Genomic DNA, 25,403 nt, shown 5'->3' on the forward strand with positions numbered 1-25,403 from the left:
GGTTGCCGGGCAGAACACCCGCCCCCATCAGGCGTCAAAAACGCCCGGACAGGTGCAAGGCGCTTATTTGCTCAGCGCGTCGGACAGCGTCTTTGCGTTGTGACGCATCATGTCCACATAGGTCCCCGCCGGGCCATCCGCGGGCGACAATGCATCCGAGAACAGCGTGCCGCCGATTGCGGCCCCGGTCTCGTTTGCGACCTGTTCGATCAGGCGGTTGTCGGCCACTGTTTCAAGGAAAACGGCCGAGATGCCTTCGTCTTTGATTTGCGTGATCAAGGCCGCAACGTCAGCGGCAGAGGCCTCGCTTTCGGTGCTCAATCCAACGGGGGCCAGGAACGTCAGGTCGTAATGTGCTGCAAGATAGCCGAAGGCGTCGTGCGGTGTCACAACTGTCCGTTTTTCAACGGGGATTGAGCCCAGCAACTCGTCCAATTCTGCATCCAGCGCTTCCAGCTCGGCAACATATTCCGCACGGTTGGCATAAAATGCGGCGGCGTTTTCGGGATCCGCTTTTGCAAGGCCAGCCGTGATGTTGTCGACATAGGTGATCACGTTGTCGATGTCGTGCCAGGCATGCGGGTCAAAGGCCCCATGGTCGTGGCCATGGTGGTCGTGTTCGTCGTGATCCTCGTCGTCATGGTCATCATGGCCGTGTTCGTCATGATCTTTTTCGCCATGCGCTTCGTGATCGTGTTCGTCGTGATCCTCGTCGTCATGATCCTCATGACCGTGTTCGTCATGTTCTTTTTCGTCATGATCCTCGTGACCGTGATCATCATGATCCTCATGACCGTGCTCGTCGTGATCATCATCGTGCTCGTCACCGAATTCGATTGCGTCAATGCCATTGGTGGCCACAACGATCTCGCCCTGGAACGGGGCGGCTTCGGCAAGGCGTTCCAGCCACCCTTCGAACTCCAGCCCGTTCACGAACAGGACTTCTGCGGCTGCGACAGCTGCTGCATCGCGCGGCGTGGGCTGATAAACATGCGCGTCACCGTCGGGACCAACAAGCGTGGTCAACGCGATATGCTCACCCCCGATGCGCTGAACCATGTCACCCAGGATCGAGAAGGTGGCAACAACCGGTGTGGTGCCTTCTGCCAAAGCCGCACCCGGCAGCAAAAACGATGCAGCAACTATGGCCGTTGCGGATTTCAAAACTGTTCGACGAGAGGACATGGAAACTCCTTATTGTTTGTAGTGACGGCGCGGAAGGTTTTGGACGACGAGCCCACCTGCCGGACCAAATATGACGGAAAGGCCGTAGAGAATTCCCGCGACCAGAATGATCGAGGGACCGGACGGCAAACTGTAATGATAAGACAGCAAAAGACCCGACACGCTGGATAGAACGGCGGTTGCTGCGGAGATGACCATCAGGCCGCCGATGCTGGACGTCCAGAACCGGCCTGCTGCGGCGGGCAGGATCATGATGCCAACGGCCATCAACGTGCCAAGCGCGTGAAATCCAGCCACCAGGTTCATCACGACAAGCGCCAGGAAGGTGAAATGCGTCACAGCGCTTAACTTGCTGACCGAGCGCAGAAACTGTGGGTCAGCACATTCAAGGACAAGCGGGCGGAAAATGATCGAAACGATGAAAACCGACAGGCTTGCAATGCTGCAAAGTAAGATCAATGCTGCGTTGTCCAGCGCCAGAACCGTACCGAACAACACGTGCACAAGGTCAACGTTGCTGCCACGGGTGGAAACGATCAAAACCCCCAACGCAAGCGAGATGAGGTAAAACGCAGCAAGGCTTGCATCCTCTTTCAAGGTGGTAAGCCGGGACACCATGCCCGAAGCAATCGCCACCACAATCCCGGCCACAAGTCCACCGATTGTCATCGCGCCCAATGACAAGCCCGAAATCAGGAAGCCGACGGCGGCACCCGGCAAAATCGCGTGGGCCATCGCGTCACCGGTCAGGCTCATCCGCCGCAACATCAGGAAAACACCCACGGGTGTCGCGCCAACGGCAATCGCAATGCAGCCCAGCAAGGCACGCCGCATGAACCCGAACTGTAAAAAGGGCTCGATAATCGCTTCCCAGATCACGCCGATCGCACCTCGCAGATCTGCGGAGGTTCGGTGCCGATTTCACAAAGAGCGCGTGCCGCTGCGTGGTTCGCGCGCGTCATCACCTGCAAGGTTGGGCCGTGGGCCACAAGCTCGCGCGCGATCATCAGAGTTTCGGGAAAGTTTTCACGCACTGTGTCATGGTCATGCAGCACTGCCATCACCGTCCGCCCTTCGCCGTGCCAATCGTGAATGACACGCAGCAGGTCTGCGGTTGTGCGGCTGTCGATTGCCGAGAATGGCTCGTCCAGCAAAACGAGTTTTGCGTCCTGCAGCAGAAGGCGGGCGAACAGGGCGCGTTGAAACTGTCCACCAGACAGCGACCCGATCGCGCGGTTCTCAAGCCCGGTCAACCCGACGGCCTCGATCGCATCTTTGACACGCGCCTTGTGTTTGCGGTTTAGCCTTCCGAATGCGCCAACTTCACGCCAAAGACCCATGGCAACAAGGTCCACCACCGATATAGGAAACGTGCGGTCGATCTCGGATTGTTGGGGCAGGTAGGCGACATCATTGCGCGAGATCTTTTCGAATGTCACGCGGCCTTCCATCGGCGAAAGAACCCCGGTGATCGCCTTCAGCAGCGTAGATTTCCCCGCGCCATTGGGGCCAACGACCGCCGTAAGGCTGCCATCTTTGATCTGCGCACCCAAATGGTGCACTGCCGGATGGCGGTCATAGCCAAGTGTCAGGTTCTCAAAATGCAACACTGGCTTCAATCCGCACGCAGAAAAGGCAGCGGCAAGCCGGTTGCCCAAAAGAAACCGGTCCACAGCAAAACAACGACAAGTGCCGCCACCGACACGCGCTGTGCTGCCCCTGTAAGCAGGAGGCCAAAGCCGTTTTCTTTCAGGTTCATACGCGAGTTGTCTCCGGTGGTGCGGCTGAGATGTAATTATATAACACTGATCATCAACGGACTGGAAGGCAGCAAATCGCAAAAGTTGCTTTTCAGCAGCGATTGAAGGCCAGTATCCAGAAAACTGCGACGATTTACGCCGGATCGCCATGTGTTCCAAAAGAGGCTTTACAAATCTGACTAAATTAGTAAGAAATAGGGCAGCCAGCCGCGTGAAGCCGGTCAGCAATCATGTGCCGCCAACGCCACGCGAGCTGAAAATGTGTTCTGCACCCCATCGTCCACTTTTGCGACGACAGATTGATCCACCGGTGCGTTGGGACCTGTTATTTGCCCGCGTTACCCAAGGTCTGAGCGGCCCAATGACCCGAAAATCAGTGTGAAACGAGGAACAACATGGTCGCAATGATCGCAAAACCGAATGAGCTTGGCGCGCCGCAATCCGTACCAGTTTACGACGCCAGGGACCTGACATTGGCCGGAACAATCGCCCATGTTCGTCTGGACGACAAAACCTACGTGTTGCGCATCACAAGGGCTGGAAAGCTGATCTTGACGAAGTAACGCGAAGCGCTGCCCAAGGTGATAGGCGAAACATAGCGATTTCTGCGCACAGTGAATTTGTGATTTTTCAACGATTATTCCCTGTTGCATAATCACGCCCAGATTGTGCAATACAGTGAGTTAGCAAGTTTGCTTCAATCTGAGCAGAATTACCTGAGTGGAAATTGGTATGAAATCGACAACCTTCACCGCGAAACGTGCCGGCCCCGAAGGGGCGCGGACAAACGAGGTTATGTTCCGGGACGGGGGCCTTGACCCGCTGAATGCGTTTTCGCCCCTTTTGCCTGTGGACGATTTGTTCGCAAACCAGTGGTATCTACTGAACACTGGTCAATCCGGTGGGGTTCCCGGGGTCGATCTGAATGTCGTGGATGTTTGGGACGACTATACGGGTGAAGGTGTCACCGTTGGTATCTGGGATGACGGTGTTCAGTACACCCACCACGATCTTGACGACAACTATGATGAAAACCTTCATATCACGGTGGGCGGTTTTGTTCACGACCCGGCCCCGCAAGCTTTTGATTCGGCTCACGGAACCTCGGTTGCGGGTATCATCGGGGCTGAGAATAACGGCGAAGGCACGGTGGGCGTAGCTTATGACGCGACGCTGGCTGGCGTTGATATCTTCTTTGATTTCTTCCTGAACTTTGAACAGTCTTTCTACGAGCTCGACAATTTCGATGTGACCAATCACAGCTGGGGTTGGAGCTCGCCTTATCTCGACAGCATCTACGACACGTCGGGAAGCTCGGGCACGGACTGGCAGACGTTCTTTGGCGGCATCCAGCAGAGTGTGATCACCGGTCGCGACGGCCTTGGCACCATCAACGTCGTCGCCAATGGCAACGACCGCGAAATTGGCCGCGACGGCAACGACTCCAACCTGAACAATATCCCGCAAACCATCGCCGTTGGTGCAACCAGCCACGAAGGGTTTGTCTCGTATTATTCGACCCCGGGTGCAAACCTTCTGATCTCGGCACCGTCGAACGGCGAGCCGGGTTCGGGCGTCTATACCACGGACCGCACCGGGTTTTCGGGTTACGAGCTTGGCGACTACACTTCGGATTTCGGCGGCACCTCTTCCGCGGCGCCAGCTGTAGCAGGCGTTGTCGCGTTGATGCTCGAAGCCAACCCGGATCTGGGCTGGCGTGACGTGCAGGAAATTCTGGCTGTCACTGCGCGTCATACGGGCAGCGACATAGGGGCCGGTCCTTCCTTCGAAGAGCTGCACACGTGGGAGTTCAACGGCGCCACCAACTGGAACGGTGGCGGTTTGCACTTCTCGAACGACTACGGTTTTGGGCTGATCGATGCGCTGGCCGCCGTGCGTCTGGCCGAAACCTGGACCGAACAGCAAACCAGCGCAAATTGGGAAACGCCGATTGTTGGCAGTCAGACCCTGAACACGTTCATTCAGGATGGCAATCCAAACGGCATCAGCTTCACCTTCGAGGTCACAAACGCCTTTGATCTGGAACATGTCGGGCTGACGCTGGATTTCGCCAGTGGACGTACGGGCGACTACACGATCGTGCTTGTCTCCCCGGACGGAACACGCTCGACCCTTGCAGTGTCCAATACCGGTGACGCGTTCACGGACGAATGGTTCTATATGTCCAACGAATTCCGCGGCGAGACCGGTGTTGGAACATGGACCGTCGAGATCGTAGACGAACGATTGGGCGTTTCAGGCATTCTGGAAAGCGCCGAGTTGCAATTTTTTGGCCATTCGGCCGATGCCAACGACACCTACGTCTATACCAATGAGTTCAGTGACTTTGCGGGCGATGGCAACCACGTCACGGTTCTGCAGGATACCAATGGCGGCGTTGACACGTTGAACGCGGCGGCGGTCACGGCGGATGCGTTTGTATTCCTGAACTTCGGCGCGTTCATCGACAGCACGTTCATTTCCGGCGTAACTGGGATCGAGAACGTCTATACCGGCGATGGCAATGACCGGGTGTTCGGCAACAATGACGACAACACGCTGTGGGGTGGCCGCGGCAACGACCAAATCTCGGGCGGGCAAGGCAGCGACACCCTCGTGGATGGCGGCGGTACGGACGTTCTGATTGGCGGCGCTGGCGGTGATATTTATTCCCTCGGTGTCGACACCGCATTTGACATCATCTTTGGGTTTGCCGATGGCTTCGACTTTATCCAGTTCGAGGCCGAGGATGTAAGCTACGAAGACCTCTCTGTCTTCAACCTGAATGCTGGTCGCGTTCTGGTGCAATACCAGGGTGAAAGCGTGCTGGTCATCGAGGCGGGCTTGACAGCGGCTGATTTCGACGAGGCGGACTTCTTGTTTGCATAATGACGATGGCGCCTGTGCAGGTGTTCACGCACGGGCGCTGTTTTCACGGCTTATTTTCGTTGACTGAGGAACCGATCCGCCAGCACAGCGGCTGATGTGCGGTTGTCGACCCCCAGTTTCTGGAAGATCTGTTCAAGGTGCTTGTTGATCGTGCGCGCGCTGAGGGACAGGATTTCGGCGATATCGCGGTTGGTTTTCCCCTGGCTCAACCAGTAAAGTACCTCGCCCTCGCGGCCTGTCAGGCTAAATTCCGAGGCCAACCTGTCACCCGGACTGTCCGCGTTTTGTTCGGTCAACCGAACCAACGCTTCGCCAGATGAGGCGCGCCCGATATAGCTGAATTGCAGCCCTTCTGCATCGTGGCCCGGTGCTTGCGATACCGGCAGCGCAGACGCATTTTGCAACCAGCCCGCAACGGAGATCGGCGCCGTGTCACCGGGCAACCCGCGCGCCGACAGCAATTGCATCGCCCCCGGTGACCCCCAGATGATCCGCCCTTCGGGCCCCAACGCCAAAACGGCCCGTCCAAAACTGTCCAACGCCTCGCGCGCGCTGCGCATCATTTTCGAGTTCAGCATGTGCACGGTCACCCGCGCCACCATCTCTTCGATCTCAACCGGTTTGGTCAGATAGTCGACCCCACCGCTTTCCAGCCCCTTGATGATGTTCTCGCGCTCCGTCAGGCCGGTCATGAAAATGATAGGGGCATCGGTGGCTATGGGTGGGCTTTTCAGTGCGCGCGTGGTTTCAAACCCGTCCATGCCGGGCATAATGGCATCCATCATGATCACGTCAGGCTGCACGCGCGTAGCCAGATCGATGGCTGCCTGACCGTCACGCGCCACCAGAACGGTCATCCCGATTTCTTCTAATGCCGCCGAGACAAAGCCCAGTGCCTCGGGGTTGTCATCGACAACCAAGGCGATGTTGTGGTCCGAAAACTCAAATCGTTTCATGTTCGGCTCTTTCAATTAGCTCGCGCAATCCGGCCATGTCGAATTGGTCGATGCGGCGTTTCAGCGACAGGCTGAGATCTGGTGGAATGGCTCCGGCTGCATCCAGGGCGGTCAGTTTTTCCCGGATGGCCTTGGCGTGACCAATCTCGGCCAGCTCCATCAGGTGCACAGCGTCCGAGCGCTTCAGACTGCTGGGCGGGGGATGGGCGGGGGCGGGGTTGCGGTGCACAAGCTCGATCTTCAACAGGTCACAGATACGCAGCAGCAAGTCGTCGAGGTTATAGGGCTTGGCAATGAAGGCGTCACACAAGGCCGATTGCGCCACGGGCTTGTGCGCGTCCGAGGCGTGACCGGAAATCATGATAATCGGCGTGGTTGCGTGGTCGCCGTCGCGCAGGGCCTGTGCCAGTTGCCACCCGTCCATGCCAGGCATGTCGATATCAAGGATGAACAGTTCGGGCCGAATATCACGCAGCATCTCCAACGCCTGTTCCCCGTCCGAGGCTTGCAGTAACGAAAACCCGATCGGCCGCAAATAGCTGTCGATCAGCGACAGGTGGTTCAGGTCGTCATCCACCACCATCACCGTACGGCGCGGCCCGGTATAGCCAGCAACCGTGTTCGGCAATGCGGCAGAGGGGGCAGGGAGGTGATGGCGGACCGATGGCAGCAACATCCGGACGCGGAACAGGCTGCCCTTGCCCGGTGTGCTGTCCACCTCGATCTCGCCGCCCAGAATTTCCACCAGCAGTTTGGTGATGGTCAGGCCCAACCCCGAACCCGGTGCGCGGGCGCTGCGACCACGTTCAAAGGGGCGCCAGATACGTTCGAGATCCTCTGGAGCGATGCCGCTGCCGGTATCCTGAACCTCGATCACTGCAACCTCGTTGCGATAATTGAGGGTTAACGTCACGCTGCCTTTGGCGGTGTAGCGAATGGCGTTCGACATCAGGTTGATCAGGATTTGCCGCAAACGTTTTTCGTCGCAGGTCACCCAGTCGGGCAGCGCGCCCCGGGTCTGGATGTTAAAGTCCAGATCCTGTGCGCGCGCAGTTTCCTCGAAGATCGAGGCGACCTGATGCAGGAATGTCCGCAGGTTGATCCGGTCGCGCGACAGTTCCAGCCGTCCGGCCTCGATCCGGCTGATATCCAGCAGCCCCTCGATCAAGCCGGCAAGGTGTTCCGACGAGCGGCGAATTGTTGTAACCGGGCCGCGCTTGTCCTCGGGGATGCGCGGGTCTTTTTCCAGAATCTGGGCAAATCCATAAATTGCGTTCAGCGGCGTGCGCAATTCGTGGCTCAGCCCGCTCATATAGCGGGTTTTGGCGGTATTGGCCGCCTCGGCCTTGTCCTTGGCGTCTTGCAGCGCGCGGTCGGTGCGTTCGTGGGCGCGGATCTCGCGCAGCAGGCTGTCGGTCTGATGCGCCGCCTCGTTGCGGGCCTGTTTCTGGCTTTCATTGGCCAGAATAAACATCCAGACGCAAATGCCGATGACCACCAGCATCACGCAGAACACCACCGTCAGCAGCGTGTCGAAGTTGTGGGCGTCGCGAAAACTTCGAATAAGGGCCAAGATACCGCCGAACCCAATGGCCAAAAGGGTCGTGAACAAACCGAACATCGTCAAGCGCGACATCAGAACCCGCGCAACCGGTTCCGAGAAATGTCGGCGGATGAACGCGCCAACCATGTGATCCAGACGCGCCTGAGGCTTGCAATTGTCACGACAGCCTGCGTCCAACGTGCAACAAAGCGAGCAGATCGGCCCCGAGTGGAATGGGCAGAATGTCATGTCCTCGGCATCGAACCGGTATTCGCAGACCGAGCATTCGTGCAGCCCCTGCGCCAAGTCCGGGGCCGGGCGCGCGATGTAATACTGCCCGCGCGTCAGCAAGGCCAGCGCCGGAGACATCAAAAAGGCCGTGACCAGCGCCAGAAGGGGCGACATGGCCTGTGCCAGCGGCCCCAAACCGCCCGCATAGGCCACCAGCGACAACACGCAGGCCCCGAACATCGCGCCGGTGCCTACCGGGTTGATGTCGTAAAGATGGGCGCGGCGAAACTCGATCCCCCTGGGGCTGACACCTAGCGGCTTGTTGACCACCAGATCGGCCACCAGCGCACCGATCCACGACAGGGCCACGTGCGAATAGAGTGCCAGAATGCTCTCCAACGCGTCGAACACACCCAGTTCCATCAGGATCAGGGCAATGGCAACGTTGAAGACCAGCCACACGACCCGGCCCGGATGACTGTGGGTGAGGCGCGAGAAGAAGTTCGACCATGCGATCGATCCCGCATAGGCGTTGGTGATGTTGATCTTCAGCTGCGACAGGATCACGAAGACACCCGTCAGCGCCAGCACCAGGGCGGGGCTGCTCAGCACCTGGTGAAATGCGGTGTAATACATCCGGGTCGGGTCGGTCGCGTCTTCGACCGGCACGTTGTTGCGCAACGCCAGCGTGACCAGGTACGAGCCCGCCAGCATCTTCAGCACGCCCAGCACCGACCACCCCGGCCCCGCCGCGATCAGGGCCGCCCACCATTTGCGGCGATCCGCGCGGGTTTTGGGTTCGGGCAGAAAGCGCAGGAAATCCACCTGCTCGCCAATCTGTGCGATCAGTGAAAAGACCACGCCAGCCGCCGCGCCCAGCATCAGAAGGGTTGAACGTTCCTTGCCATCGGGCACCTCTTGACCCGGATAGCTGATCCAAAGGTCGAAATCATAGCCCACGAAGGCCAGCAGCACGAAGGGCAACACGTGCAGCAGCACCCAAAGCGGTTGTGTCCAGGTCTGAAAGGCCGAGATCTTGGTGAAGCCCCTTACCACCATCGGAATGACCACCAGCGCACTGATCAGATAGCCCAGCATCAGGGGAATGCCGAAACAATATTCCATCGCCAGCGACAGGATTGCGGCCTCCAACGCGAAAAAGATGAAGGTGAAACTGGCATAGATCAGCGAGGTGATCGTTGACCCGATATAGCCGAACCCGGCCCCGCGGGTCAGCAGATCGATATCCACCCCATAACGCGCAGCGTAATAGCTGATGGGCAGGCCGGTCAGAAACAGCAGCAGCCCAACCAGCATGATGGCGGTGACCGCAATGTCGAACCCATAGGCCAGCGTGATCGCACCGCCGATTGCCTCCAGCGCCAGAAACGAGATTGACCCGATGGCGGTATTTGCCACGCGGCCATAGCTCCACCGGCGCGCTCGGCGCGCGGTAAAGCGCAGCGCGAAGTCTTCCATGGTTTCGTCGGCGACCCAGCGGTTGTACCGCCGTCGTTCGGTCGTCGCCTGAAAGGTGGCAACCATAGGGCCAGCTCCTTGTTTGCAAGGATGCCGTCCATGCCCCACGCCACCTGTCACGGTGGTCGCAAGACCCCTTCCTATGTACGCACCCGTTGTTGGGTTCACTATGAGGCGGAAAAACGCGCAGTCACATACGTCATTTGACGTATACTGCGTCGCAGAAATTTCCGCAAACCTTCAGGGGAGAGGGCGGCGCTAAATCGCCCGGTTCACTCTCTGCCAAGTCTGAAGGAGGCGAAATGTCTGATAAATCACCCAAATCCCCGTTTGCCGCGCCCAGCCGCCGCGCCGTGCTGGCCGGTGGTGCCGCCGCGCTGACCGCGTCGCTGTTCACACCCAAGGCCCTGCGCGCTGCCGACTATCCCACCGCCGAGGTGAACACCACCGGGCTGGCCGTCACCGACGATACAGTGACCATCGGCATCCTGCACTCGATCACCGGCACCATGGCGATCTCGGAAACCGGTTCGGTTCAGGCCGAGAAACTGGCCATCGACCAGATCAATGCGCAGGGCGGTATCCTGGGCCGTAAGATCGAATACATTCAGGAAGACGGCGCATCGGATTGGCCGACCTTTGCCGAGAAAGCCAAGAAACTGCTGGTGAACGACAAGGTTGCGTCGGTTATGGGTTGCTGGACCTCGGCCAGCCGCAAGGCCGTTCTGCCGGTGTTCGAGCAGTATAACGGCTTCCTTTACTACCCGACCTTCTATGAAGGCCTGGAAGAAAGCCCCAACGTCATCTACACCGGTCAGGAAGCCACGCAGCAGATCATCGCCGGCCTCGACTGGGTGTCGGAAACCAAGGGCGCCAAATCGTTCTACCTGCTGGGGTCCGACTACATCTGGCCGCGCACGTCGAACAAGATCGCGCGCAAGCATATCGAGAACTTCCTCGACGGTGCCAAGGTTGTGGGCGAAGAGTACTATCCGCTGGGCCACACCCAGTTCAACTCGGTCATCAACAAAATCCGCCTGAAAAAGCCGGACGTGATCTATGCCATCGTCGTGGGCGGCTCGAACGTTGCGTTCTACAAGCAGCTGACGGCGGCAGGCATCGACCCGGCTGCGGAAAAGCCGATTGTTCTGACCATCTCGGTGACCGAGGACGAGATCCGCGGCATCGGCGGCGAGAACATCGAAGGCGCCTATGCTTGCATGAAGTACTTCCAGTCGCTGGAAAACGAAAACAACGTCGCCTTCGTCAAGGCCTTCAAAGAGATGTGGGGCGAGGACATCGTGATCGGCGACGTGACGCAGGCCGCTTACCTGGGTCCGTGGCTGTGGAAAGCCGCCGTCGAGAAGGCCGGCAGCTTCGACGTGGACAAGGTGCGCGCCGCCACCCCGGGTATCGAGCTGACCTCGGCCCCGGAAGGCTACGTGAAAGTGCACGAAAACCACCACCTGTGGTCCAAGACCCGCGTGGGCCGTGCACAGGCAGATGGGCAGTACGACGTGGTGTTTGAAACCGCTGACCTGGTGGAACCGGATCCCTTCCCCGAGGGCTACCAGTAAATACGTGTCCCCTTGGGCGGCCCAGCGAAAGCGGGTCGCCCATCTTTCCCCGTTTCTCCCTTCCAACCGGCGCCGGAGGTTAGCCGATGTTTTCCGACTATTCGATGAGCGAGCTGGGCGCGATCTTTGCAATGCAAGGGTTTGCCGGGCTTATCCTGTTTTCGGTCTTTGTGCTGATGGCGCTGGGCCTTGCGATCATCTTTGGCCAGATGGGCGTGATCAACATGGCCCATGGCGAGTTCATGATCCTGGGCGCCTATGTCACATATCTGATGTCCAACTTTTTCGCCGATTACATGCCGGCCCTGTTCAGCATGTATTTCTTCGTGGCGATGATCCTGGCCTTTATCGCTTCGGGGGCACTTGGCCTGTTTGTCGAATGGGCGATGATCCGGCACCTGTATAAACGGCCGCTGGATACGCTTTTGGCCACATGGGGCCTGAGCCTGATCTTGCAACAGATCTATCGCAGCGTCTTTGGCGCGCGCGAGGTTGGGGTGTCGATCCCCGACTGGATGATGGGCAGCCTGCCCGTGACCGACCTGATCGAGGTGCCGATCAACGGGATCTTTGTGATGGTGCTGGCGGTCAGCATCTCGCTGGCTGTTTATATCCTGATGTTCAAATCGGTCTGGGGCCGCCAGGTGCGCGCCATCAACCAGAACCGCGTGATGGCGGGTGCCGTTGGCATCAACACCGAATGGACCGACCGTCTGACCTTTGGGATCGGTTGCGGCGTGGCAGGTGTGGCCGGTGCGGCCTTCACCATGATCGGCTCGACCGGGCCAACGGCGGGGCAGCTTTACATCGTCGACACCTTCCTTGTGGTGGTCTTTGGCGGCGCGGCCAGCCTGTTGGGCACCATCGCCAGCGCGTTCTCGATCAGTCAGGCGCAATCGATCATGGAGTTCTTCCTGTCCGGTTCGATGGCCAAGGTTCTGACGCTGCTGACCGTTGTCGGCATCCTGATGATCCGCCCGCAGGGCCTGTTTGCCCTGAAACTGCGCAAATAACCCCGGAGAGCTGCAATGATGACCAACGCATCCAACCGTTTTCTGTCGCGATCCGAACTGATCGGCTTTGCCGTGCTGGCCGCGATCATCTTCATCGTCCTGCCGGTGATGCTGGACACGTTCCGCCTGAACCTGTTCGGCAAATATCTGACCTATGCCTTTGTCGCCATCGGGCTGGTGCTGTGCTGGGGGGCGGGCGGCATCCTCAGCCTGGGCCAGGGCGTGTTCTTTGGCCTTGGCGGCTATTGCATGGCGATGTTTCTGAAGCTCGAGGCCTCGACCCCCGAAAACACCGCCATCCAGTCCACGCCGGGTATCCCCGACTTCATGGACTGGAACCAACTGACCGCCTTGCCGGTCTGGTGGGAGCCGTTCAAGGTGCTGCCCCTTGCCCTTTTGGCGGTGGTTCTGGTGCCGGTTGTCTTTGCCTTTATCATCGGCGTGGCGATGTTCACCCGGCGCGTGGGGGGCGTGTATTTCGCCATCATCACGCAGGCCTTCGCGGCGATCCTGACGATCCTGATCATCGGTCAGCAGGGCTATACCGGTGGGGTGAACGGCATCACCGACCTGCGCACCCTGCTGGGCTGGGACATCCGCACCGATGAAGCCAAAGAGGTGCTGTATTACGTCAACGGTGTGCTGCTGTTCGTGGTGCTGTTTGCCGCTCAGTTTGTCCGCAAGTCGAAACTGGGCCGGCTGCTGATCGCCATGCGCGACCAAGAGGACCGGGTGCGGTTCTCGGGCTATAACGTTGCCAATTTCAAGATCTTCGTCTTCTGCCTTGGCGCGGCCTTTGCCGGCATCGGCGGGGCCATGTTCACCCTGCAGGTTGGCTTTATGTCGCCCACGCTGGTTGGCATCGTGCCGTCGATCGAAATGGTGATCTTCTGCGCCGTGGGTGGCCGGTTGTCGATCCTGGGCGCAGTTTACGGCGCGCTGCTGGTGAACTGGGCCAAGACAACGTTCTCGGAAAGCTTCCCGGAACTGTGGCTGCTGGGCCTTGGCGGGCTGTTCATCGCCGTGGTGATGGCCTTCCCGAACGGTCTGGCCGGTATCTGGGCCGAACAGATCGCCCCGCGCCTTGCCAAGCTGACGAAATCGGGCGGCGCATCTGTGCCATTGCCCGACGCCGCGAAATCCCCGGCAGAATAAGGAGCCATTTCCATGAGCGTGCATAACCCCAATTTCGTGCTGATGGTCGAAGGGCTGACCGTGTCCTTCGACGGGTTCAAGGCGGTGGACGACCTGAGCTTTTACGTCGAACCCAACGAATGCCGCGTGATCATTGGCCCCAATGGCGCGGGCAAAACCACGGTGCTGGACCTGATCTGCGGCCGCACCAAGGCCACCGCGGGGTCGGTGAACTTCAAGGGCAACGAGCTGCTGAACATGCGCGAAGACCAGATCGTGCATGCCGGTGTGGGCCGCAAGTTTCAGACCCCCTCGGTTTACGAAGACCTGACCGTTTTCGAAAACCTCGAGCTCAGCTATCCCAAAGGGCATGGCGTGTTCGGCGCGCTGGCGTTTCGCCGCGACGACACGGTGACCGCCCGCATTCAGGAGATCGCCGAGACAATCTTTCTCGATGATCAGCTGGACGAAAAAGCCGCCTTCCTCAGCCATGGTCAGAAACAATGGCTCGAGATCGGCATGCTGCTGATCCAGGACCCCGAACTGCTGATGCTGGACGAACCGGTGGCCGGCATGTCGGTGGCCGAGCGCAAGAAAACCGCCGAGCTTCTGAACCGCATCATCCAGGACCGTTCGGTCATCGTGATCGAGCATGACATGGGCTTCGTCGAAGACATCGCCACCCGCGTCACCGTCCTGCACCAGGGCAAAACCCTGTCCGAGGGCTCGATGGAGCGGGTGCAGAACGACCCCAAGGTCGTTGAAGTTTACCTCGGCCATTAAAGGAGACCCCAGATGCTGAATGTGAATGACCTGCGTGCGGCTTACGGTGAATCCGAGGTACTGCACGGGCTGGACCTGAAGGTTCAGCCGGGCGAGATCGTGGCGATCATGGGCCGCAACGGCATGGGTAAAACCACGCTGATGAAAACCCTGATGGGCATCGTGCCGGAAAAATCCGGCGATGTGGCGGTGGGTGAGACACCGGTCACGGGCCTGAAATCGCACCAACGCGTAGCCAATGGCATCGCCTATGTGCCGCAGGGGCGGATGATCTTTTCGGCCATGACCGTGCAGGAAAACGTGGAAACCGGCCTGACCGTGACCGGCACCTCGAAAGTGCCCGACGACATTTACGAGCTGTTCCCGGTGTTGCTGGAGATGAAATCCCGGCGCGGCGGCAACCTGTCGGGCGGGCAGCAACAGCAGCTGGCGATTGCCCGCGCGCTGGCTTCGAACCCCAAAGTGTTGCTGCTGGATGAGCCGACCGAGGGTATTCAGCCGTCGATCATCCGCGAAATGGCCCGCACCCTGCGCAAGATCCGCGACCAGAAGGGCCTCAGCATCATCGTCTCGGAACAGGTGCTCAGCTTCGCGCTGGACGTCGCCGACCGCGTGATGGTGATCGAAAACGGCGCCTTTGTGCATGACAGCCCGCGCGACGGCATCGACGAGGCCAAGGTCTCGAAATTCCTATCCGTTTAACGACCAGAAGTAAGAAAGGATGCGTCATGGCTGACACTCTGATCGCGGTGGACCTGAACGAAAGTCCGCACACCAACGAAAACATTCACAACCGGTGGCACCCCGACATTCCGATCAATGTCTGGGTCGAGCCGGGCGATGATTTCAAGATCGAGACCTATGACTGGACCGGTGGCCAGATCAAGAACAACGATGACGCCAGCGATGTGCGCGACGTTGAACTGGAACAGGTGCACTATCTGTCCGGTCCCATTGGTGTCAAAGGTGCCGAGCCGGGTGACTTGCTGGTTGTCGAAATTCTGGATATTGGCGCCAAGGATGACAGTCTTTGGGGCTTTAACGGCTTTTTCTCGAAGCAGAACGGCGGTGGCTTCCTGACCGAACACTTCCCTGAGGCGCAAAAGTCGATCTGGGACATCGAGGGTATGTTCACCAAATCGCGCCACGTGCCGGGCGTGAAATACGCCGGTTTGATCCACCCCGGTTTGATCGGCTGCTTGCCGGACCGCAAGATGCTGGAAATGTGGAACAGCCGCGAAACCGCTCTGTTTAACACCGACCCCGACCGCACACCGCCATTGGCCGCGCTGCCCAACACGCAAAGTGCGCATATGGGCGCAATGAAGGGCGAGGCGCGCGAGGCCGCAGCGGCCGAAGGTGCCCGGACTGTGCCGCCGCGCGAACATGGCGGTAACTGTGACATCAAGGATCTGAGCCGCGGTTCCAAGATCTACTTCCCGGTCTATGTAGACGGCGCCGGCCTGTCGATGGGCGATCTGCACTTCAGTCAGGGCGATGGCGAGATCACGTTCTGCGGTGCCATCGAAATGGCGGGCTGGCTGCATTTGAAGGTCAGCCTGATCAAAGAAGGTGTCAGCAAATATGGCGTCAAGAACCCGATCTTCAAACCGTCGCCGATCACACCGAAATACGACGATTACCTGATCTTCGAAGGTATCTCGGTCGATGAACAGGGTGAACAGCACTATCTGGATGTGCACATCGCGTACCGCCAGGCCTGCCTGAACGCCATCGAGTACCTGAAGAAGTTTGGCTATACCGGCGCACAGGCTTACGCAATCCTGGGCACCGCGCCGGTGCAAGGGCACATTTCGGGTGTCGTGGATATCCCGAATGCTTGTGCCACGTTGTGGCTGCCCACGGATATCTTCGAGTTCGACAACATGATGCCCGGCCCCGATGGGCCAACCAAGTTCCTGGACGGCTCGGTCGATATTCCGCTGGCGCCAGACCTTTAAACATAGTCGGGGCGGCGGACGCGCCGCCCCATATCGACAAGAGGAGGGCGTAATGCCTGTTTACGAATACTGGTGCGAAACCTGCGGCCCCTTCGAGGCCATTGCACCCATGTCTAAATTTTCCGACCCCTGCACGTGCACAACCTGCGGCACCGAAGCACCCCGCGTTTTGCTAACCGCCCCGAAGCTGGCAGCAATGGATTCGTCCCGGCGACATGCATTTGAAACAAACGAGCGCAGCGCCGACAGCCCCAAACGGTCCAGCCATGGCCCGAATTGCAGTTGCTGCGGAGGTGGTTCTAAGAAACCCTCTAAAACGCTCTATCGTGCAGATGGTTCCAAGAGTTTCCCCACCAAACGGCCCTGGATGATCTCACACTAGGCACGTTCGAAGGTAATTTCGAACACGGCGCCCTGGTCGCTTTGGGCCAGTTCGATCTGCGCGTGGTGCGCGCCCAGTATGTTGCGCACAATGGCCAGTCCCACGCCGGTGCCGCCCTCGGCACGTTTCGTGGTGAAATAGGCGTCGAACACACGCGCTGCATTGCCCGGTGATATCCCGGGCCCGTTATCGGCAACCGTCAGACGGCCCGGTACGGCGGTCAGCGTCAGTGCGCTGGCCCCGGCTTCGGCCGCATTGCAGATCATCTGTTGCAACACCAGTGTCAGCCCCTCGGCGGCCATGGGCAGCGGCACGCGTTCACCTTGGATCGTGACGGGAAGGGCTGTCAGACCGGGTGCGATTTCAGCCAGTGTCGAATGCCCCAGATAGCGCGTCTCGCGTGCTTGAGCCATGGATCGCAAGGCGTCCAACTGTGCCTCGATCTGCTGTCTTGCGCCGTCGATCTGGGCAACCAAGGCGGCAGTTTCTGCGTCCATCGGTGGGCCGTCCTGCAGCAATTCAGCGGCCGCTCGGATGGCCGAAACAGGTGTCTTCAGCTCATGCGTGACATGGTCTGAATAGCCGCGGATCGAGGCCTCGCGATCGCGCAGCGCCTCGGCCATCGACACCACGCGCCATGCGGTTTCGCGCAGCTCTTGCGTGCCGAAATGTGTGGGCGGTGTGGCGTCCTGCGGCGCGGTTTCGGCCTTGTCCGCGTAGGCCTGCAATGCCCGGATCGGGCGCATCAACAACCGAACCATGAGCCAGCCAAGTATTGCTGTCGCCAATGCGATGACGCTGCCAAGGACGATCGCCGCGATGTGAAAGCCCACAACCGGCCCCCAGTATCGCAGTACAACGAGGCCGATAAAGGACATCGCCAGCGTGCCCGCCAGCGCCCCGCCCAGCACGAACGCCAGCGTGGGGCGCCATTTGCCGCTGCTCATCCGCACGTGCCCAGCCGCATGCCCTGACCATGCACCGTTTCAATTGCCTCTGCGCAGCCCGCGTTGGCCAGTTTGGCGCGCAGGTTGCGCAGATGGCTGTCCAGTGTGCGGTCGCTGACCTGGCTGCCCGCACCCCAGATTGCATCGATCAGCTGCGCCCGCGCCAACAGCCGCCCGGGCTGCGCCATCAGGGCGCCCAACAGGTCGAACTCGGTCGAGGTCAGCGCCACGTCGCGCCCACCCACCGCGCATTTGCGCGCCGCCCGGTCCAGCGCCAGCTGCCCGTGGCTGGCCAGCGGGCGCGTGCCGCCATGGGTGCGTTTCAGGATCGCGCGGACACGGGCCACCAGCTCGCGCGGGCTGAACGGTTTGGTGACGTAGTCGTCGGCCCCCAGTTCCAGCCCCAGAATGCGGTCGATCTCGTCGTCCCGCGCGGTCAGGAACAGGATCGGAACCTCGGACGTGGTGCGGATCTTGCGGCAAACATCGAACCCGTCCATCTCGGGCAGGCCCACATCCAGCACGATCAGGTCGGGCAGGTGGCGCGCGGCATGGGTAACCGCCGCGCGGCCGTCCTAGGCGGTCAGCACTTCGTAGCCGCCGCGCTCCAACGCAATGCGCACAAGGTCACGCAGGCGCGGGTCGTCATCGACAAGCAGGATCTTCATGGCATGGCCTCCGCCGGGGTGGTCTGCGCAACATAACGGGCCACGCGCCAATTGCGAAAGCCCCAATCCCGCCAACCATCGACCCGCGGCGTATTCATATAGCAGGCCATCATTCCGGTATCGACGTCCTTAAGCGCCCCCGCTGCTGTCGCGGGCAAGCTGCAGGCATACCGGATGTCCCGGCGTTCGGAGTTTACATTCGACGTGGCAATGAGATGCGCGAAGTTCACGAAACAGCACAGATACAAAACGCCGACCGCCAGCGTTGCCAGGCGGCCCAACATCCAGCGGTTCGTGTGCCCGCGTACCACCTGCCACGCCAACAGGACCAACCCGGCGGCCACCAGCGCCATCCAGATCGCCGCGTGCACGCGCAGGTAAGTCAGCCCGTAGGCCTCGACGTAAACCTGCAGTCGCGACAGGGCCGACAGGCACAAAACCGCGTTCAGCCCCAGCCACAGCAGCATCAGCGGCCGGATTGCCGGAGTTTCGCGCCAAAAGGGCCGGGTGCACAGCGCAAAGAGACCAGCCAGCAATGCCGTGGCCAACAACGGATAGGCGCTGCGATGGGCGTATTCGGCCATGCTCATCCCCTCGGGCAGGGTGTCGTTGCCGATCAGGAACGTGGCATCAATGACGATATGCGTGCCGATCAGCAGGTTAAAAACGATCAGCGCCCGCAAGGTGGACGCTGCGTTGATGCCAAACCGTTCAACCCCCACACGCCCGGGCCAGGCGGGCAGGGTGGCTTTGGGCGGCGCCTTCAAGAGCGGCGAGAACACCATGGCAATACCCAGCCAAAAGGCGGCACGGCGCAGCAGGTCGCTGACCTCTATCTCGATCGTGGCCAGCTCGGCCAGCACCGGGTTCGCCTCGATCAACAGCGCGGCGAAGATCAGCGCACCGCCGACCGGCACCGACCAGTTGCGGAAAACCGCGATGACGGCAGGGAAGGGAATGCCTTCGCCCAGGCTGACCCGGCGGAGGACCGCAAGGGGAAAGCCCAGCGGGGCAACCCATTGGTGCGGCAATGTTTTCAACAGGCCGGCGACCCCGGCGGCGATGCCATCGCCCAGATGCTGCCATGCCAGTGCAACGGTCAAACCGCCCAGCAGGAAAAGCACAGACAGGGCCTGCACATGCTCCACCACCGGCAATGCGCCCAACAGCAGGGCCAGCACGGGGCCCGCCCGCAATCTATCCGTACCCCAGGCCGACAATGCAAAGATTAGCGTCGCAAAGAGCGCCAGTGACAGGCCCGGCGCGTGGTTCCAGAACAGGATATCTGCGACTGGAACCAACAGGGCCAGCTTGGCGGGCCATCCGGGGCGGCGCTTTGTGCGGGGGCGGGGTGTTTCTGCGGGCGTGTCGCTCAGCCACCAGCCATCCATGGCCAGCCTGTGCGGCACACCGCGAAGTGTCAGGGTCTGCATCGGTTTCTTCCAAGTCTGGTTGCCTATGCCGCCTTGATGGCACCCGCGGCGCGCAGGCTTTCGTCAGAAGATGTGCAGAAAATGTGCAGTCAGGATCAGGGCCGGTCCAGCCAGCGCTGGCAGGCGCGGTTCACCGCATAGTGCAACAGCACCGTGAACACCGCCAGCGTGATCAGCGCGGCGAACATCAGGTCGGTCTTGGCGCGGCCATTGGCCAGAAGCATCAGGTATCCCAGCCCGCGCGACGCGCCCACCCATTCGCCGATGATCGCCCCGATTGGCGCGTAAACCGCCGCCAGCCGCAGGCCCGAGCCCAGCCCCGGCAGGGCGGCCGGAATGCGGATATGCCACAGGATGCGCCGCTTTTGCGCGCCCATTACCTGCGCCAGGTCCAGCCACCCGGCAGGTGTGCGCAACAACGCGTCCAGAAAGGCCGAGGCGACGGGGAAATAGATGATCAGCAGCGCCATCACGATCTTCGACCATAGCCCGTACCCGAACCACAGCGTCAGCAGCGGGGCCAGCGCGAAGACCGGCACGGCTTGCGAGAAGACAAGGATCGGCTGTGCCAGCTCGCGCGCCAGCCGCGATTGCGCCAGCCCGATGGCGGTGGCCGCGCCCAGCAGCGCGCCCAGCCCCAGCCCGGCCAGAACTTCGGTAAAGGTTACCAGCGCGTGTTCGGCGATCAGGGCGCGGCTGGTCCACGCGGTTTCGGCCACCAATGTCGGCGGCGGCAGGATAAAGCGCGGCACGCCGGTGGCCCAGATCGCGCCCTGCCAGATGGCCAGGCCCAGCAGCAGCGCCGCCGCAAAGGTCAGCCCGCGCCTCATGCAGCGCGCAGCGCCGACAGCAGCGCCCCCTGCACCTGCAATGTGGCGGGGTCGTCGATGCCGCGCGGGGCGGGCCCGGGCGGGGGGGGCACATCGTGCAGCCCGTCGGATGTCATGATTACGATCCGGTCCCCCAGTCGCGCCGCCTCGGCCGGATCGTGGGTGACCAGCAGCACGGTGCGCCCACGCAGCGTGTCGGTGGCCAGGTCCTGCATCTGCGAGCGGGTTTTGGCGTCCAGCGCCGAGAACGGCTCGTCCAGCAGCACGATGCCGCGATCCTCCATCAAGGTGCGGGCCAGCGCGACGCGCTGACGCTGGCCGCCGGACAGCTGCGCGGGTTTTTTGGTGGCGTGGCTGGTCAGCCCCACTTGATCCAGGACCTCGCGGGCCTTGTCGCGGTTGGCGCGGTCGCCGCGCAGCCGCGCGCCGATTAAGACGTTGTCCAGCGCGCTGAGCCAGGGCAGCAGCAGGTCATCCTGCGCCATCAGCGCCACGCGGCCCTGCAGGCCCGCGCCATCATCGGCGCCAAACGTGCCGTCGAAGGTTACCTCGCCGCCAAGGCCGGCAAAAAGCCGCAGGATCGTGGATTTGCCCACGCCCGAGGGGCCCAGAAGGCAGGTCCACCGCCCCGCGGGCACCTCCAGCCGCAGCGGCGCGAACAGCTGGGCGTCCCCGGCATGCGCGGCGCCCGACATATGCAGCCCCGGCGCGGTCAGGGGATCAGCCCCATGTTCCAGAACCCAACCTCCAGTCGGGTGGCGGTGCGGAAGCGGTGGCACAGCGCCGGCCAGCGCGGGGCTGTCTGTGGCGCGTCGCCCAACCGTCGGGCCACGGCCCCGTCGATCAGGGCGCCGACATCGGTGCAGACCTGTTGATAGTCGTCGCTGGCATAGGTGGCGATCCATTCGGCGTAGGTGTCGGCGGTTTTTTCGGCCGCCAGCCGCGCGCCGATCTCGCCATATCCCATCACGCAAGGGGCCAGGGCGGCCAGCAGGTCCAGCAGGTCACCGGAATGGCCGGCATCCAGCACATAGCGGGTATAGGCGAGGTTCTCGGGGCGCTCATCGGCCCTTTGCAGGGCCTTTTCGCTGAGGCCGGCGCGCGCGCAGGTTTGGATATGCAGCGCGATCTCGTCATTGATCAGGGCGTTTACGGTGCCCGCGGCAAGGCGCATCTCGTCCACCGTGTCTGCCTTGGTCACCGACAGTGCCCAGGCGCGGCCGAAGTGGATCAGGAAGATATAGTCCTGCACCAGATAGTGCAGGAAGGCGTCGCGGGGCAGAGTGCCGTCGCGCAGCCCCTCGACAAAGGCATGGCGCGTATAGGCGGGCCAGTCCTCGCCCGCCGCCGCGCGCCATGCGGGGAATGTGGTGCCGTAGCTCATTCGGCGCCCAGGTCGATGGCCAGTTCGGACACCGGCCGCGTGCCATCGACCAGGCCGGCCTCGGCCAGAAACGCCTCGAACCGGGTATAGCGGCCTTCGTCCAGCGCCTCGGGGCGCAGGGCAAAGCGCGGCAGCGTGTCAACCCAGGCCATGGCGTTCAGTTGGTCATCCAGCACGGGCGCGGTGGATTTGAAGATCTCCCAGCTTTCGTCGGGATGGTTGACGATATATTGCGTGGCCAGTTCGGTGGCGCGCAGGAAGCGGCGCAGCTGATCGGTGTTCATGTCGTCTTTGTTGGCGACATAGATCAGCTCGTCATAGGTAGGCACGCCTTCTTCTTCGATATAGAAACAGCGGCCTTCGACCCCTTCGATCTCCATCTGATTCAGCTCGAAATTGCGGAACGCGCCGATCACCGCGTCAACCTGGCCCGACATCAGCGAGGGTGACAGCGACCAGTTGACGTTGACCAGTTCCACCTGGTCCAGCGCCACGCCGTGATTGCCAAGAACCGCGGTCAGCAGCGCCTCTTCCACGCCGGCGACCGAAAAACCGATCTTGCCGCCCTTCAGGTCGGCGATGGTCTGCACCGGGCCGTCTTTCAGCACCAATAGGCAGTTCAGCGGTGTGGCGACCAGCGTGCCAACGCGCAAAAGCGGCAGGCCCTCGGCCACTTGCAGATGCTGGCTGGGCTGATAGCTGACGGCCAGATCGGCCCTGCCCGCGGCCACCAGTTTGGGCGGATCGGCGGGATCGGCGGGGGGAATAACCTCAACCTCCAGCCCCTGATCGGCGAAGAACCCCTTTTCCTGCGCGATGATGATCGGGCCGTGATCGGGGTTCACGAACCAGTCCAGCATCAGTGTCATCTTGTCGGCGGCCAGCGTTGGGGTGGCGGCCAGAAGGGCCAGCCCAAGGGTCAGGTGTTTCACGAGGGGTCTCCTGTCATGTCGCCCAGTGCAAGCAGGGCAAGGTTGGAATGGGTCAGTCGTTCCGCCGCCAGCCAGGCGCGCAGGCCGGACCGACAGGCCAACACGACGCGGGTGTCGGGCAGAGGGGTTCGGGTGATCGTGTCGACCGTGGCGCGGGCCTGCGCGGCCAGGGGCGGGCCGGGCTCATCCACTTCGCGCAGGTCGATGATGTGGTCGGTTGGTTGCAGGTCTTCGGGCGCGATGAAACGCGGGCCGGTGACCTCGGGCGCGGTATCAAAACGGAAGCCGCCAAAGCGAAAGCCGCGTGCGTCGAAGGTGACCAACTGGCCCAGCGGGCTGGGGCCGACACCGGCAAGATGCGCGACGGCCATCTGTGCCTGAAGGCTGGCCAGAACGCCCACAACCGGGCCCAGAACGCCGTTCACCTCGCAGCTGCCCATCTGCATCGGCAGATCGGGGAAGACCGCGCGCAGGCTGGGCGCGGGGCCGCAAAAGCCGCCAACGTAGCCATCGGTGCCCACCACGCTGGCGCTGATCAGCGGCATGGACGCGGCGCAATGATCCGACAGGATATAGCTGGCGGCGAAACTGTCGGCGCAGTCCAGAACCAGTGCCATGCCATCGCACAGATCGGCCACATTGGCCGGGGTCAGCGCGGCGCGCACCGGCTCCACTTTGCAATCGGGGTTCAGCGCGGCCATGCGCGCGGCGGCGGCGTGCACCTTGGGTTGGCCGATATCGGCCATGGCGAAATGGGTCTGCCGGTGCAGGTTGCTTTCGGACACCACGTCGGGGTCCACCAGCCGGATGCGCCCGATCCCGGCGCCCACCAGATAGGGCAAGACCCCCGCCGCCAACCCGCCAGCCCCCACCACCAACACCTGCGCGACGCGCAGCTTGGCGTGGCCGTGGGCGCCCAGCTCGGGCACCGCGATCTGGCGGGCATAGCGGCTCATCGCGTGACCTCCAGCCAAGCGCGCACGCGTGCCTCGGGGTCGTCGTTCAGGGTGATGTCGGTCACGGCCGAAACGATATCCGCGCCGGCCGCAAAAGCCCCCGGCGCGCGCTCCACCGACATGCCGCCAATGGCCACCAGCGGTGTGTCGCCCACCAGCCCTTTCCAGACGGTGACCCGCTCTAACCCCTGTTGATGCCACTTCATCTTTTTCAGGATGGTCGGATAGACGGGGCCCAGTGCCACGTAATCGGGCGCGTGCGACATCGCGCGGGCAAGTTCCGAGGGGTCGTGGGTAGACAGGCCCAGTTTCAGACCCGCCGCGCGAATGGCGCTGACATCGGCCTCGTCCAGATCCTCTTGGCCCAGATGCACCCAGTCACAGCCCAGCTCGATCGCCATCTGCCAATAATCGTTCACCACCAGAACCGCGCCCGCATCGTCGCACAGCGCCTTGGCGCGGGTGATCTGATCGCGCAGGGTGGCGTCGTCGGCCTCTTTGATGCGCAGCTGCACCAGTTTGACACCCAGAGGCAGCATCCGCTCCAGCCAGCGGACGTCGTCGAAAATGGGGTAAAACCTGTCCAGCGTCACAGGAAAGCCTTTCCAAGCACGGGGGTTGAGGGCGCGGCCATGTCGCGCGGGGCCATCGGGTCGGCGGTATAGGCCAGCGCGCCGGCCTCAACCGCGCGGGCAAAACCCTCGGCCATCGCCGCCGGATCGCCCGCCTTGGCCACCGCGGTGTTCAACAGCACCGCGTCATAGCCCAGCTCCATCGCGTGGGCGGCTTGCGAGGGCAGGCCCAGCCCGGCATCAACCACCAGCGGAATGTCCGGAAACCGCGCGCGCAACGCCCGCAGCCCGTACACGTTGTTCAGCCCCAGCCCCGTGCCAATTGGCGCGCCCCAGGGCATCAGAACCTCGCAGCCGACCTCAACCAGCTTGTCGCACAGCACCAGATCTTCGGTGCAATAGGGGAACACCTGAAACCCGTCCTTAACCAGAATGCGCGCGGCGTCGACCAGTTCAAACGGGTTGGGTTGCAGGCTGTCGCCTTCGCCGATGACCTCCAGCTTGATCCAGGGCGTGTCGAACAGCTCGCGCGCCATCTGGGCGGTTGTGACCGCCTCGCGCACCGAATAGCAGCCGGCGGTGTTGGGCAGGATCTTCACGCCTAGCCCCGCAACCAGATCCCAGAAATCCTGCCCGGCGCGGTCTTCGCCGGTTTCGCGGCGCACCGACACGGTGGCGATACCCGCGCCGGATCGCCGGAACGCCTGCGCAAGGATCGCGGGCGAGGGGTATTGCGCCGTGCCCAGCATCAGGCGCGAGACGACCTCGGTTCCATAAAACACCGGCAT

The 25,403-nt window shown here is 61.6% G+C and carries 25 protein-coding genes and 1 pseudogene; 9 read left to right on the forward strand and 17 right to left on the reverse strand.

Going from position 1 to position 25,403, the window contains the following annotated elements:
- Positions 1-63: 63 nt before the first annotated feature.
- The 4 genes from ACMU_RS16545 to ACMU_RS19815 are packed head-to-tail and all read right to left on the reverse strand — an operon-like array spanning position 64 to position 2,944.
- On the reverse strand, positions 64-1,185 hold the full coding sequence (locus ACMU_RS16545; protein ID WP_035261852.1) for a metal ABC transporter solute-binding protein, Zn/Mn family: 1,122 nt from the start codon (positions 1,183-1,185) through the stop codon (positions 64-66).
- Positions 1,186-1,194: 9 nt separating this feature from the next.
- On the reverse strand, positions 1,195-2,064 hold the full coding sequence (locus ACMU_RS16550) for a metal ABC transporter permease (RefSeq protein WP_152544661.1): 870 nt from the start codon (positions 2,062-2,064) through the stop codon (positions 1,195-1,197).
- Complete coding sequence (gene aztA, locus ACMU_RS16555) at positions 2,061-2,795, reverse strand: zinc ABC transporter ATP-binding protein AztA (protein WP_236626290.1); 735 nt, start codon at positions 2,793-2,795, stop codon at positions 2,061-2,063. Before aztA ends, ACMU_RS16550 begins: the two co-directional genes overlap by 4 nt.
- A gap of 5 nt (positions 2,796-2,800) precedes the next feature.
- Positions 2,801-2,944, reverse strand: a complete 144-nt coding sequence (locus ACMU_RS19815; RefSeq protein ID WP_236626291.1) for a hypothetical protein — start codon at positions 2,942-2,944, stop codon at positions 2,801-2,803.
- Between the two features lie 396 nt (positions 2,945-3,340).
- Here ACMU_RS19815 and hemP point away from each other — a divergent pair, with 396 nt between their 5' ends.
- Positions 3,341-3,508 carry a hemin uptake protein HemP gene (gene hemP / locus ACMU_RS19130; protein WP_081805581.1) on the forward strand — a complete coding sequence of 56 codons (168 nt, stop codon included), beginning with the start codon at positions 3,341-3,343 and terminating at the stop codon, positions 3,506-3,508.
- Between the two features lie 169 nt (positions 3,509-3,677).
- On the forward strand, positions 3,678-5,834 hold the full coding sequence (locus tag ACMU_RS16560) for a S8 family serine peptidase (RefSeq protein WP_051588408.1): 2,157 nt from the start codon (positions 3,678-3,680) through the stop codon (positions 5,832-5,834).
- Between the two features lie 50 nt (positions 5,835-5,884).
- On the opposite strand, the gene ACMU_RS16565 is transcribed toward ACMU_RS16560, so the two are convergent.
- The gene (locus ACMU_RS16565) at positions 5,885-6,790 is read right to left on the reverse strand and encodes a response regulator transcription factor (RefSeq protein WP_035261856.1); all 906 of its coding nucleotides are present in this window, start codon (positions 6,788-6,790) and stop codon (positions 5,885-5,887) included.
- Entirely contained in the window at positions 6,777-10,109 is a 3,333-nt protein-coding gene (locus ACMU_RS16570; protein ID WP_035261858.1) for a hybrid sensor histidine kinase/response regulator, read from the reverse strand. Before ACMU_RS16570 ends, ACMU_RS16565 begins: the two co-directional genes overlap by 14 nt.
- Positions 10,110-10,345: 236 nt before the next feature.
- Between ACMU_RS16570 and urtA the strand changes: the two genes are divergently transcribed.
- The 7 genes from urtA (at position 10,346) to ACMU_RS19135 (ending at position 16,893) form a co-directional block, all read left to right on the forward strand.
- Positions 10,346-11,620 (forward strand): urea ABC transporter substrate-binding protein, encoded by a 1,275-nt coding sequence (gene urtA, locus ACMU_RS16575; protein ID WP_035261861.1) that lies wholly within the window; start codon positions 10,346-10,348, stop codon positions 11,618-11,620.
- 86 nt (positions 11,621-11,706) lie between these two features.
- A complete protein-coding gene (urtB, locus tag ACMU_RS16580) occupies positions 11,707-12,633 on the forward strand; it encodes an urea ABC transporter permease subunit UrtB (RefSeq protein ID WP_035261864.1) in 927 nt (308 codons plus the stop codon).
- Positions 12,634-12,651: 18 nt separating this feature from the next.
- Positions 12,652-13,788, forward strand: coding sequence for an urea ABC transporter permease subunit UrtC (gene urtC, locus ACMU_RS16585; protein WP_035262041.1), 1,137 nt, complete (start codon positions 12,652-12,654; stop codon positions 13,786-13,788).
- Positions 13,789-13,800: 12 nt separating this feature from the next.
- The gene (urtD, locus tag ACMU_RS16590) at positions 13,801-14,550 is read left to right on the forward strand and encodes an urea ABC transporter ATP-binding protein UrtD (protein ID WP_035261867.1); all 750 of its coding nucleotides are present in this window, start codon (positions 13,801-13,803) and stop codon (positions 14,548-14,550) included.
- A gap of 12 nt (positions 14,551-14,562) precedes the next feature.
- Complete coding sequence (gene urtE / locus ACMU_RS16595; protein ID WP_035261869.1) at positions 14,563-15,252, forward strand: urea ABC transporter ATP-binding subunit UrtE; 690 nt, start codon at positions 14,563-14,565, stop codon at positions 15,250-15,252.
- 26 nt (positions 15,253-15,278) lie between these two features.
- Positions 15,279-16,511 carry a formamidase gene (fmdA, locus tag ACMU_RS16600; protein ID WP_035261880.1) on the forward strand — a complete coding sequence of 411 codons (1,233 nt, stop codon included), beginning with the start codon at positions 15,279-15,281 and terminating at the stop codon, positions 16,509-16,511.
- Positions 16,512-16,563: 52 nt separating this feature from the next.
- Positions 16,564-16,893: an FmdB family zinc ribbon protein gene (locus ACMU_RS19135; protein WP_081805583.1), complete on the forward strand. Its 330-nt coding sequence runs from the start codon at positions 16,564-16,566 to the stop codon at positions 16,891-16,893.
- On the opposite strand, the gene ACMU_RS16610 is transcribed toward ACMU_RS19135, so the two are convergent.
- From ACMU_RS16610 to ACMU_RS16655, 11 genes and pseudogenes are all read right to left on the reverse strand, one after another.
- Positions 16,890-17,840: an ATP-binding protein gene (locus tag ACMU_RS16610; RefSeq protein ID WP_035261885.1), complete on the reverse strand. Its 951-nt coding sequence runs from the start codon at positions 17,838-17,840 to the stop codon at positions 16,890-16,892. The two genes, ACMU_RS19135 and ACMU_RS16610, sit on opposite strands and share 4 nt — an antisense overlap.
- Complete coding sequence (locus ACMU_RS19935; protein WP_328286663.1) at positions 17,837-18,187, reverse strand: winged helix-turn-helix domain-containing protein; 351 nt, start codon at positions 18,185-18,187, stop codon at positions 17,837-17,839. Before ACMU_RS19935 ends, ACMU_RS16610 begins: the two co-directional genes overlap by 4 nt.
- Positions 18,185-18,403, reverse strand: a pseudogene (locus tag ACMU_RS19940) (response regulator); the annotation flags it as partial. The pseudogene ACMU_RS19940 and the gene ACMU_RS19935, both read right to left, overlap by 3 nt.
- Before the next feature lie 101 nt (positions 18,404-18,504).
- Positions 18,505-19,941, reverse strand: a complete 1,437-nt coding sequence (locus ACMU_RS16620; RefSeq protein ID WP_051588409.1) for a DUF4153 domain-containing protein — start codon at positions 19,939-19,941, stop codon at positions 18,505-18,507.
- 95 nt (positions 19,942-20,036) lie between these two features.
- Entirely contained in the window at positions 20,037-20,771 is a 735-nt protein-coding gene (locus tag ACMU_RS16625) for an ABC transporter permease (RefSeq protein ID WP_035261887.1), read from the reverse strand.
- Positions 20,768-21,466, reverse strand: a complete 699-nt coding sequence (locus ACMU_RS16630; RefSeq protein ID WP_152544662.1) for an ABC transporter ATP-binding protein — start codon at positions 21,464-21,466, stop codon at positions 20,768-20,770. Before ACMU_RS16630 ends, ACMU_RS16625 begins: the two co-directional genes overlap by 4 nt.
- A 17-nt stretch (positions 21,467-21,483) precedes the next feature.
- A complete protein-coding gene (gene tenA, locus ACMU_RS16635) occupies positions 21,484-22,155 on the reverse strand; it encodes a thiaminase II (protein WP_035261889.1) in 672 nt (223 codons plus the stop codon).
- Complete coding sequence (locus tag ACMU_RS16640) at positions 22,152-23,087, reverse strand: ABC transporter substrate-binding protein (RefSeq protein ID WP_035261891.1); 936 nt, start codon at positions 23,085-23,087, stop codon at positions 22,152-22,154. The genes tenA and ACMU_RS16640 overlap by 4 nt, the downstream gene beginning before the upstream one ends.
- Entirely contained in the window at positions 23,084-24,043 is a 960-nt protein-coding gene (locus tag ACMU_RS16645) for a HesA/MoeB/ThiF family protein (RefSeq protein WP_035261893.1), read from the reverse strand. Before ACMU_RS16645 ends, ACMU_RS16640 begins: the two co-directional genes overlap by 4 nt.
- The gene (locus ACMU_RS16650) at positions 24,040-24,636 is read right to left on the reverse strand and encodes a thiamine phosphate synthase (RefSeq protein WP_035261895.1); all 597 of its coding nucleotides are present in this window, start codon (positions 24,634-24,636) and stop codon (positions 24,040-24,042) included. The genes ACMU_RS16645 and ACMU_RS16650 overlap by 4 nt, the downstream gene beginning before the upstream one ends.
- Complete coding sequence (locus ACMU_RS16655) at positions 24,633-25,403, reverse strand: thiazole synthase (RefSeq protein WP_035261897.1); 771 nt, start codon at positions 25,401-25,403, stop codon at positions 24,633-24,635. Before ACMU_RS16655 ends, ACMU_RS16650 begins: the two co-directional genes overlap by 4 nt.

Source organism: Actibacterium mucosum KCTC 23349 (assembly GCF_000647975.1).
GTDB classification, from domain to species: Bacteria; Pseudomonadota; Alphaproteobacteria; order Rhodobacterales; family Rhodobacteraceae; genus Actibacterium; species Actibacterium mucosum.

What these genes read in the sequence shown, in the direction of transcription:
- urtA (WP_035261861.1), top strand. Translation starts at nt 10,346, where the DNA reads ATGTCTGATAAATCACCCAAATCCCCGTTTGCCGCGCCCAGCCGCCGC.
- ACMU_RS16610 (WP_035261885.1), bottom strand. Translation starts at nt 17,840, where the DNA reads ATGAGCAGCGGCAAATGGCGCCCCACGCTGGCGTTCGTGCTGGGCGGG.
- urtD (WP_035261867.1), top strand. Translation starts at nt 13,801, where the DNA reads ATGAGCGTGCATAACCCCAATTTCGTGCTGATGGTCGAAGGGCTGACC.
- ACMU_RS16625 (WP_035261887.1), bottom strand. Translation starts at nt 20,771, where the DNA reads ATGAGGCGCGGGCTGACCTTTGCGGCGGCGCTGCTGCTGGGCCTGGCC.
- urtE (WP_035261869.1), top strand. Translation starts at nt 14,563, where the DNA reads ATGCTGAATGTGAATGACCTGCGTGCGGCTTACGGTGAATCCGAGGTA.
- ACMU_RS16645 (WP_035261893.1), bottom strand. Translation starts at nt 24,043, where the DNA reads ATGAGCCGCTATGCCCGCCAGATCGCGGTGCCCGAGCTGGGCGCCCAC.
- urtB (WP_035261864.1), top strand. Translation starts at nt 11,707, where the DNA reads ATGTTTTCCGACTATTCGATGAGCGAGCTGGGCGCGATCTTTGCAATG.
- ACMU_RS16630 (WP_152544662.1), bottom strand. Translation starts at nt 21,466, where the DNA reads ATGTCGGGCGCCGCGCATGCCGGGGACGCCCAGCTGTTCGCGCCGCTG.
- hemP (WP_081805581.1), top strand. Translation starts at nt 3,341, where the DNA reads ATGGTCGCAATGATCGCAAAACCGAATGAGCTTGGCGCGCCGCAATCC.
- urtC (WP_035262041.1), top strand. Translation starts at nt 12,652, where the DNA reads ATGACCAACGCATCCAACCGTTTTCTGTCGCGATCCGAACTGATCGGC.
- ACMU_RS16620 (WP_051588409.1), bottom strand. Translation starts at nt 19,941, where the DNA reads ATGCAGACCCTGACACTTCGCGGTGTGCCGCACAGGCTGGCCATGGAT.
- ACMU_RS19815 (WP_236626291.1), bottom strand. Translation starts at nt 2,944, where the DNA reads ATGAACCTGAAAGAAAACGGCTTTGGCCTCCTGCTTACAGGGGCAGCA.
- ACMU_RS19135 (WP_081805583.1), top strand. Translation starts at nt 16,564, where the DNA reads ATGCCTGTTTACGAATACTGGTGCGAAACCTGCGGCCCCTTCGAGGCC.
- ACMU_RS16560 (WP_051588408.1), top strand. Translation starts at nt 3,678, where the DNA reads ATGAAATCGACAACCTTCACCGCGAAACGTGCCGGCCCCGAAGGGGCG.
- ACMU_RS16655 (WP_035261897.1), bottom strand. Translation starts at nt 25,403, where the DNA reads ATGCCGGTGTTTTATGGAACCGAGGTCGTCTCGCGCCTGATGCTGGGC.
- fmdA (WP_035261880.1), top strand. Translation starts at nt 15,279, where the DNA reads ATGGCTGACACTCTGATCGCGGTGGACCTGAACGAAAGTCCGCACACC.
- ACMU_RS16545 (WP_035261852.1), bottom strand. Translation starts at nt 1,185, where the DNA reads ATGTCCTCTCGTCGAACAGTTTTGAAATCCGCAACGGCCATAGTTGCT.
- ACMU_RS16565 (WP_035261856.1), bottom strand. Translation starts at nt 6,790, where the DNA reads ATGAAACGATTTGAGTTTTCGGACCACAACATCGCCTTGGTTGTCGAT.
- tenA (WP_035261889.1), bottom strand. Translation starts at nt 22,155, where the DNA reads ATGAGCTACGGCACCACATTCCCCGCATGGCGCGCGGCGGCGGGCGAG.
- ACMU_RS16570 (WP_035261858.1), bottom strand. Translation starts at nt 10,109, where the DNA reads ATGGTTGCCACCTTTCAGGCGACGACCGAACGACGGCGGTACAACCGC.